Genomic DNA, 7,975 nt, shown 5'->3' on the forward strand with positions numbered 1-7,975 from the left:
GCTCGACGACTGGGCGCGCGCCACCGCGCGGATCTATCGCGCGCTGGAACCGGCGGGACGGGGCGATCCGGCCAGCGCCGCCGACCGCCTGGCACGCCAGGCCGCGCGACGATGAACTGTTCGATCAGCGCCTGGGCGCGGAAGAACACCGCCTGCCAGGCTTCGGCGCGCAGGTCGTCGGTCGCCGGCAGATCGGCGAATATCCGCGCGCTGGTCGCCACCCAGTCCCCCAGGTCTTCACGCCGATGGCGCTCGGCGACGTAGGCGGACATCGCCGCGTGCACCTCGAACACCCGCTGTCGCCAGAGCGTCGCCTGCGCCGCCGGATCGCGTTCGACGGCGCTCATCGGAGCGCCTCCCGGTGGCTGGCGAGAAACCCCAGCAGGTGCTCCAGCACCGCGTCCGGCGCGTCCTCGGGAAGCATGTGGCTGGCGCCGATGGCGGCGCCCTCGACCTGCCCGGCCCAGGTCTTCCAGATTTCCAGCGGATGCTGCCCGGCGGCGTAGGGGCGTTCCTGCCAGAGCACCTGGACCGGGCATTGCAGGCGCCGGCCGGCGTCGCGATCGGCCTGGTCGGCGTCGGCATCGACGCCCACCGCGGCCCGGTAGTCCTCGCACATCGCATGGCGCACGGCGGGGTCGCGGAACGCCCGGCGGTAGCTTGCCAGCGCCTGCGGGTGGTAGATGTCGCGGCCCTGGGCCATGCGTCGCAGGGTGTAGTCGAGGAAGTGCTCCGGATCGGCGCCGATCAGGCGCTCCGGCAGGTCGTACGGCTGGGCGAGGAGGAACCAGTGGTAGGCGTTGAGGGCGAAGGCCTTGTTCACCGCCGCCCAGTTGTCGAGGATCGGCACCACGGTCAGCGAGACGAAGGCCGCGACCGCCTGCGGATGGTCCAGCGCCAGGCGATAGCCGACCCGCGCGCCGCGATCGTGGCCGATCACCGTGAAGCGTTCGAAGCCGAGCTGGCCCATCGTTTCCAGTTGGTCGCGGGCCAGCGCGGCCTTGGAATAGTCGGCGCCCTCCTCGTCCAGCGCCCGCGATTCGCCGTAGCCGCGCAGGTCGGCGAGGACCACGCTGTAGTCCTCGGCCAGGCGCGGAGCGATGCGGTGCCAGGCCAGGTGGGTCTGCGGATAGCCATGCAACAGCAGCAGCGGCGGGCCGCTGCCCTTCACGGCGACGCGGAGGCGCGCGGCGGAGGTGTGCAGGGTCAGGTAGTCGAAGCCGGACAGCAACGGATCGGTGCTCATGGGCGGCGCCTCACAGGATGATGCTGATGCGCCGCTGGCCGCTGATGGTCTCGTGGTCCAGGCGGATCTCCCGCGAGACGATGCGCAAGCCCTCGGGACCGTCGCGCAGGACATGGCTGGCTTCGCCGACGAAGTTCCAGGCCTCGCGGTTGCGGAACTGATGGACGACGAAGTTGCTGCGGCTGCTGACCAGTTCGCCCTCGACCCGCTTCAGCCGCACGTTGCCCACCAGGCGGCGGGTGCGCGAGCGCGGCTGCTCCATCCAGGTATGCCCGCCGAGGATGCTGTCGACCCGCTCGCGCAGACGCACGTGATCGTCGTCGATGATGTACAGGCTGTCCTCCGGCGCCTGGCCGGCCAGTTGCTCCTGCAACGGCAGCACCCGGTAGCGTGCAGCGCGCTCGAACAGGGCGAACCAGGTATCCAGCAGGCGGTCGTCGAGCAGCTCGGCTTCGGCGACGAGGAAATCGCTGACCCGCGCCAGCAGGTCGCTGTCGGGACGGGACAAGGCAAGGCTCATGAATATCCTCCGGGAAGAAAGTGCCGCTCAGAGGCTGATATCGACCCCATGGCGGGTCAGCCAGCGGTCCAGGTTCAGCAGGTAGGCCAGGCCGGCGGTCGGGCTCGCCGAGGCACGCGGGCTGGGCAGCGGCGTGCCCTGTTCGAGAGCCTGGCGGACCCGCCCGGCGTCCACCAGTTCGAACAGCGGCGAGCGGCCGTCGTCGAGCAGGCGGCCGACCCGCTCGCGCAGCAGCGCCAGGTAACGTGGGTCGGGGTTGGCCGGGAAACCGCTCTTGCGCCGCTCCAGGATCGCCTGCGGCAGGTGCCCGCGCAGGGCCCGGCGCAGCAGGCTCTTGCTTTCCCCGGCGACGCTCTTCAGCGCCCAGGGCAGGTTCCATACGTACTCCACCAGGCGGTGGTCGCAGAACGGCACGCGCACTTCCAGGCCGACCGCCATGCTCATCCGGTCCTTGCGTTCGAGCATCGCCGGCAGCCAGCGGCTCAGCGCCAGGTAGGCGACCTCGCGCTGGCGCCGCTGGGCGGCATCCTCGCCATCCAGTCGCGGCACTTCGGCGAGGGCCTCACGGTAGCGCGCCCGGATGTATTCCGGCGCCGCCACCCGTTCGGCGACCTCCCGCCGCAGCAGTTGCCAGGGCCCGCTCTTGCCGGCCAGCCAGGGGAAGCCGTCGTGTGCGAGGGCGCTCGGGTCGTGGAAGAACGGGTAGCCGCCGAACACCTCGTCGGCCGACTCGCCCGACAGTGCCACCGTGGTGTGCTCGCGGACCTGGCGGAACAGCAGGTAGAGCGAGGCGTCCAGCTCGCCCCAGCCGGGCAGGTCGCGGGCCTGGAGCACCGCCTCGTCCTGTTCCAGCACCTCTTCCGGGGCGACCAGCACGGTACGGTGCGGCGTACCGAGGAAGTTCGCCGCCAGCTGCGCATAGGGTTCGTCCCAGCTGCTTTGCCAGGGCGTCGGGACGAAGCCGCGGCCTTCGCCGGGGAAGTCCACGGAGAAGGTCGGCAGGCGCCGCGCGTCGCCATCCAGCGCGGCCACCGCGAAGGCGCTGATGGCGCTGGAGTCGAGCCCACCGGAAAGCAGGCTGCCCAGCGGGACGTCAGCCACCAGTTGCTCGGCCACTGCCTCGCGGAGCAACTGGCCGGCACGTTCGGCGCTGTCCTCGGCGCCCTCTTCGTGACGTTCCGCGCGCAGCGCCCAGTAGACCAGCTCGCGCACACCATTGCGGTCGAAGCGCAGCGCCTGGCCCGGCCGGACCTGGCGCAGGCCCTTGTACAGGCCGTGGCCGGGAGTCGGCGCGGTGGTCAAGGCGAACAGCTCGGCGATGCCGCTGGCGTCGAGCACCGGGTTGGCCTCGGGGTTGGCGAAGATCGCCTTGGGTTCCGAGGCGAACAGCACGCCGCCGGCGGTCGGGTAGTAGTACAGCGGCTTGACCCCGAAGCGGTCGCGCACCAGCCACAGGCTCTGCTCGCGCTCGTCCCACAGGGCGAAGCCGTAGATGCCGCGGAGCCGGGCGAAGGAAGCCTCGCCCCATTGCAGATAGGCGCGCAGCACCACCTCGGTGTCCGAGCGGGTACGGAAGACCTGGCCCAGCGTCTCCAGCTCGGCGCGCAGCTCGCGGAAGTTGTAGACCTCGCCGCTGTAGGTCAGCGCCACCCGCCCGCCCGCCTCGGCAAGCATCGGTTGGGCGCCGTTCTCCAGGTCGATGATCGCCAGGCGCCGATGGCCGAGCAGCGCGTGCCGCGACAGCCACAGGCCTTCGGCGTCCGGCCCGCGCGGGGCCAGGGTACGGGTCATGCGTTCGAGGATGCTGCGCTGCTCGCCGAGGTCGCGGCTCCAGTCGGTCCAGCCGGTGATTCCACACATGGATGACGTTCCTTGCAGTGACCCTTTATTCCCCGCGTAGCCAGGGCGGCGCGCAGGGATCTGCAGGGAGCGATGGTTGAAGACGGCTCAGACGGCCACGGCGAGACGCCGCAGGGCGGCGGGCTGCTGCCCGAGCCGGCGGCTCCACTCGCGCCAGAAGCCGCGGTTCTGTTCCTCGTCGACGTGGCGGCGGGTTGCCGGCCCCATGCCGCGGGAAAAATCGCTGTAGCCGAGGGCGGCGTGGGCGTAGGCGCGCTGACAGGATTCGAGGATCTCGACGTCGTCGGGGGTGCCGAAACCGCCCGGGCCGATGAACGAGATCAACCCATTGATCCGCGCCGCCCGCTCCTCGCGGGTCTCATCGGCGAAGCCGGCGCCCCATACGGTGACGCTGACCTCATCGGCGGCGGTCGGGAAGAACGAGCGGATGTTCAGGCCGAGGATGTCGTTGATCACCAGGTTGGGAAAGATGAACAGGCTTTTGTTGGTGTGGGCGATGTCCTCCGCCCGCGCCTGCCCGAAGCGTTCCACCAGGCGTTCGAACTTGGCGGCGATGGACGGCTTGAGCGCTTCCGGGAACAGCGGGCTCCAGTAGGCGATCGGCCGTCCGGTGGACGGCGGGCCGCTGATGATCAGTGCGTGGCCGTTGCCCAGCGCTTCGCCGCGGCCATGGCGCTTGTGCGACTCCGGATCGGTGCCGAGGCTATTCAGGTATTCCAGGTAGCGCTTGTGGGCGAACGGCAGGTGGTAGGCGTCCACGCCGTTTTCCGCGAGCAGCTTCCAGTTGGCCTTGATCGAATGCTCGAAGCCGCCGGGAATGATCTCCAGTTCCGCCTCGGACTGGTCGCAGATCAGGTCGATGTAGTCCTTCGCCTGGCCCAGGTAGGTTTCCAGGGACGCTTGCCGGGCGCCGTAGTGGATGAACAGGAAGTTGCGGTAGACCGCGTGTTTCACCCGTGTCAGGGACAGCTCCGGATGGCATTGCCCGGCGTGCTGGTAGGCGGCCTTGTCCGGCAGGCCGATCAGGCTGCCGTGGCTGTCGTAGGTCCAGCCATGGTAGGGACAGGTGAAACGCTGGCTGTTGCCCTGGCGCTCGGCGCAGACCTTGGCCCCACGGTGCGCGCAGGCGTTCAGGTAGACCGCCGGCTCGCCATCGGCGCGACGCTGGATGATCAGGTTGCGCCCGCCGACGTCGCGGGTGATGAAGTCGCCGGGCTCGCGCAGCTCGCTGAGGTGGGCGGCATACAGCCAGCTGTCGTCGAATATCTCGTGCAGTTCGCGCCGGTGCAGTTCCGCGGAAACATAGGCCTGGCGCCTGACCCGGAAGTAACTTGCGTCGTCGGTCTCGATATATTCACTCACCGCCTAACCTCCGTGTAACGTTGACAACCCGGCAACGGGGACGGAGGAAACCTAGCACGGGGAAAATCAATTCCGGCAGACTATTTATTCATTAGCTAATAACTCGTAACCCCATGAAAAAAGACAAAATAATTATTTCCCTCGACGACTGAAAATTCGTCCCTCTCATTGCACTCATGCTTTTATGAGGGGTCGCCCCGTTCAACTCTTCAGGTTCACCAGGTCGAGCAGGTCGGCACCGGCCTTGATCTCCTGCAGGACGATTTCCGAGCGGATATCGGTGACGCCGGCGGCGCGGTTCAGTTTGTTCACGATGAAGTCCGAATAGTGCTTGAGGTTGCGCGCCCGGACCCGTAGCACATAGTTGGTGGCGCCGGTCACCACATAGGCGGTGACCACCTCCGGCCAGTCCCGGACCCTGGCGATGAACGCCTCGTGCCAACCCTCGACGTCCTGGCGCAGCGACACATGGACGATGGCTTCCAGCTCCACGCCCAGACGCTCGGCATCCAGCTCCACCGAGTAGCCGCGGATGATCCCCTCGCTTTCCAGCAGGCGCAGCCGGCGCAGGCAGGCGGATGGCGAGAGGGAAACCTTCTCCGCCAGGTCCTGGTTGCTCATCCGCCCGTCCTGCTGCAGGTGACGGAGAATGCGCAGATCGATGGCGTCCAGGGGCATGTGCAATTCCTATCAGAATGAATAGCTATCTTCGAATTTTGTGCGAACAGATTGCCATGCAGCCTTGCATTTCGCACGAAAATTCTCCGAAATCTCGTCCATTATCATTCGCTGGATTTCCGGAGAAAAACAATGACTTCGCTCCGCTACTGGGACATCAGTCCCGCCCTCGACCCGAGCACGCCGACCTGGCCCGGCGACACGCCGTTCCAGCAGGAATGGGCGGCGCGGCTGGACGAGCAGTGCCCGGTCAACGTCGGCCGGATCACCCTTTCGCCGCATACCGGCGCCCACGTCGACGGTCCCCTGCACTACCGCGCCGACGGCCTGCCCATCGGCCAGGTGCCGCTGGACGTCTACATGGGACCGTGCCGGGTGATCCACTGCATCGGCGCTAACCCGCTGGTGACCCCCGAACACCTCGCCGGCCAGCTCGACGACCTGCCCTCGCGGGTGCTGCTGCGGACCTTCGAACGGGTCCCGGCGAACTGGCCGGAAGGCTTCTGCGCTATCGCTCCGGCCACCATCGAGTGCCTCGCCGAGCGCGGCGTCAGGCTGGTCGGCATCGACACCCCGTCGCTCGACCCCCAGCACTCCAAGACCCTCGACGCCCACCACGCGGTGGGCCGCCACGGCATGGCGATCCTCGAAGGCGTGGTCCTCGACGACGTGCCCGCCGGCGACTACGAACTGCTCGCCCTGCCGCTGAAATTCACCCACCTCGATGCCAGCCCGGTGCGTGCCGTGCTGCGCGCCCTGCCTACCGCGGAGTAACCGATGACCACTCGTGACGACTGCCTGGCGCTCGACGCCGGCGATCCCCTGGCCGACCTGCGCCAACTGTTCGCCCTGCCCGACGGCGTGATCTACCTCGACGGCAACTCCCTCGGCGCCCGCCCCCGGGCCGCCGTGGAGCGCGCCGCCGAAGTGGTCGCCGCGGAATGGGGCGAGGGCCTCATCCGCAGCTGGAACAGCGCCGACTGGCGCGGCCTGCCGGAGCGCCTCGGCGACAAGCTGGCGCCCCTGATCGGCGCGCGCGCCGGCGAAGTGGTGATCACCGACACCACCTCGATCAACCTGTTCAAGGTGCTCAGCGCCGCCCTGCGGGTCCAGGAGGAAGAAGCGCCAGGGCGCAAGGTGATCGTTTCCGAATCGAGCAACTTCCCCACCGACCTGTACATCGCCGAGGGCCTTACCGACATGCTCCAGCGCGGCTACCGGCTGCGCCTGGTGGATGGCCCGGAGCAACTGCCGGCGGCGATCGACGCGGATACCGCGGTGGTGATGCTCAGCCATGTCAACTACAAGACCGGCTACCTGCACGACATGCGCGAGGTCACCCGCCTGGTCCACGAAAACGGCGCCCTGGCGATCTGGGACCTGGCCCACTCGGCCGGCGCGCTGCCGCTGGACCTGCACGCGGCCGAGGCCGACTACGCCATCGGCTGCACCTACAAGTACCTCAACGGCGGCCCCGGCTCGCCGGCCTACGTGTGGGTCGCGCCGCGCCTGCGCGAGCGTGTCTGGCAACCGCTGTCCGGCTGGTTCGGCCATTCCCGCCAGTTCGCCATGGAGCCGCGCTACCAGCCCGGCGAAGGCATCACCCGGTTCCTCTGCGGCACCCAGCCGATCACCTCGCTGGCCCTGGTCGAATGCGGCCTGGACATCTTCGCCCGGACCGACATGCAGCGCCTGCGCGACAAGTCGCTGGCCCTCGCCGACCTGTTCATAGAATTGGTGGAAAGCCGCTGCGAACGCTTCGGCCTGACCCTGGTGACCCCGCGCGAGCATGCCCGGCGCGGCAGCCATGTCAGCTTCGAGCATGCCCAGGGCTACGCCATCGTCCAGGCCCTGATCGACCGAGGGGTGATCGGCGACTACCGCGAGCCGGGCATCCTGCGCTTCGGCTTCACCCCGCTGTACACCCGCTTCGTCGAGGTCTGGGATGCGGTGCAGGCGTTGCTGGAAATCCTCCAGAGCGAAGCCTGGAAAGAGCCGCGCTACCAGGTCCGGCACAAGGTGACCTGAGCCCCGCTCGCGCGGGCCGCGCCGGTATTCCCGGGGCGGCCCGCGAACACCCACCGCTCTCGCGCACAGGAGCCCGCGACCGGCACCCGCACATCGCCACCGACGTTCCCTCGGCAATTCATAAGAACCCCAATAAGATTCCAGAGGACATCCAGATGAACGACCCCCAGGGCTTCGAGGCCATCTCGCGCCGCGAACAGGGCCTGCAACGGCGGCTCTCGGCCGCGCAGATGAGCATGATCGCCATCGGCGGCGCCATCGGCACCGGCCTGTTCATGGGC

General features: G+C 68.4%; 9 protein-coding genes. 3 read left to right on the forward strand and 6 right to left on the reverse strand.

Annotated features, from left to right (window positions below; translation table 11 throughout):
• The 6 genes from FFS27_RS24495 to kynR all read right to left on the reverse strand — a co-directional run.
• Window positions 1–347, reverse strand: a 347-nt coding sequence (locus tag FFS27_RS24495) for a hypothetical protein (protein WP_171019225.1), incomplete at its 3' end; no start/stop codon positions are given.
• Complete coding sequence (locus FFS27_RS24500; RefSeq protein ID WP_003139620.1) at window positions 344–1,246, reverse strand: alpha/beta fold hydrolase; 903 nt, start codon at window positions 1,244–1,246, stop codon at window positions 344–346. The genes FFS27_RS24500 and FFS27_RS24495, both read right to left, overlap by 4 nt.
• Before the next feature lie 10 nt (window positions 1,247–1,256).
• Window positions 1,257–1,766 (reverse strand): aromatic-ring-hydroxylating dioxygenase subunit beta, encoded by a 510-nt coding sequence (locus FFS27_RS24505; RefSeq protein WP_021264718.1) that lies wholly within the window; start codon window positions 1,764–1,766, stop codon window positions 1,257–1,259.
• A gap of 27 nt (window positions 1,767–1,793) precedes the next feature.
• Window positions 1,794–3,626, reverse strand: a complete 1,833-nt coding sequence (gene asnB / locus FFS27_RS24510; protein WP_003105325.1) for an asparagine synthase (glutamine-hydrolyzing) — start codon at window positions 3,624–3,626, stop codon at window positions 1,794–1,796.
• 87 nt (window positions 3,627–3,713) lie between these two features.
• Window positions 3,714–4,988 (reverse strand): aromatic ring-hydroxylating oxygenase subunit alpha, encoded by a 1,275-nt coding sequence (locus FFS27_RS24515; RefSeq protein ID WP_003128652.1) that lies wholly within the window; start codon window positions 4,986–4,988, stop codon window positions 3,714–3,716.
• A 201-nt stretch (window positions 4,989–5,189) separates the two neighbouring features.
• Entirely contained in the window at window positions 5,190–5,666 is a 477-nt protein-coding gene (kynR, locus tag FFS27_RS24520; RefSeq protein WP_021264717.1) for a kynurenine pathway transcriptional regulator KynR, read from the reverse strand.
• Window positions 5,667–5,798: 132 nt separating this feature from the next.
• Here kynR and kynB point away from each other — a divergent pair, with 132 nt between their 5' ends.
• The 3 genes from kynB to FFS27_RS33755 all read left to right on the forward strand — a co-directional run.
• On the forward strand, window positions 5,799–6,440 hold the full coding sequence (gene kynB, locus FFS27_RS24525) for a kynurenine formamidase KynB (RefSeq protein ID WP_003109664.1): 642 nt from the start codon (window positions 5,799–5,801) through the stop codon (window positions 6,438–6,440).
• Between the two features lie 3 nt (window positions 6,441–6,443).
• Window positions 6,444–7,694 (forward strand): kynureninase, encoded by a 1,251-nt coding sequence (kynU, locus tag FFS27_RS24530; RefSeq protein WP_023101306.1) that lies wholly within the window; start codon window positions 6,444–6,446, stop codon window positions 7,692–7,694.
• A 155-nt stretch (window positions 7,695–7,849) separates the two neighbouring features.
• Window positions 7,850–7,975, forward strand: a 126-nt coding sequence (locus FFS27_RS33755; protein WP_256659637.1) for a hypothetical protein, incomplete at its 3' end; no start/stop codon positions are given.

It is taken from the genome of Pseudomonas sp. 2VD, assembly GCF_005503585.1.
Lineage (GTDB): Bacteria > Pseudomonadota > Gammaproteobacteria > Pseudomonadales > Pseudomonadaceae > Pseudomonas > Pseudomonas aeruginosa.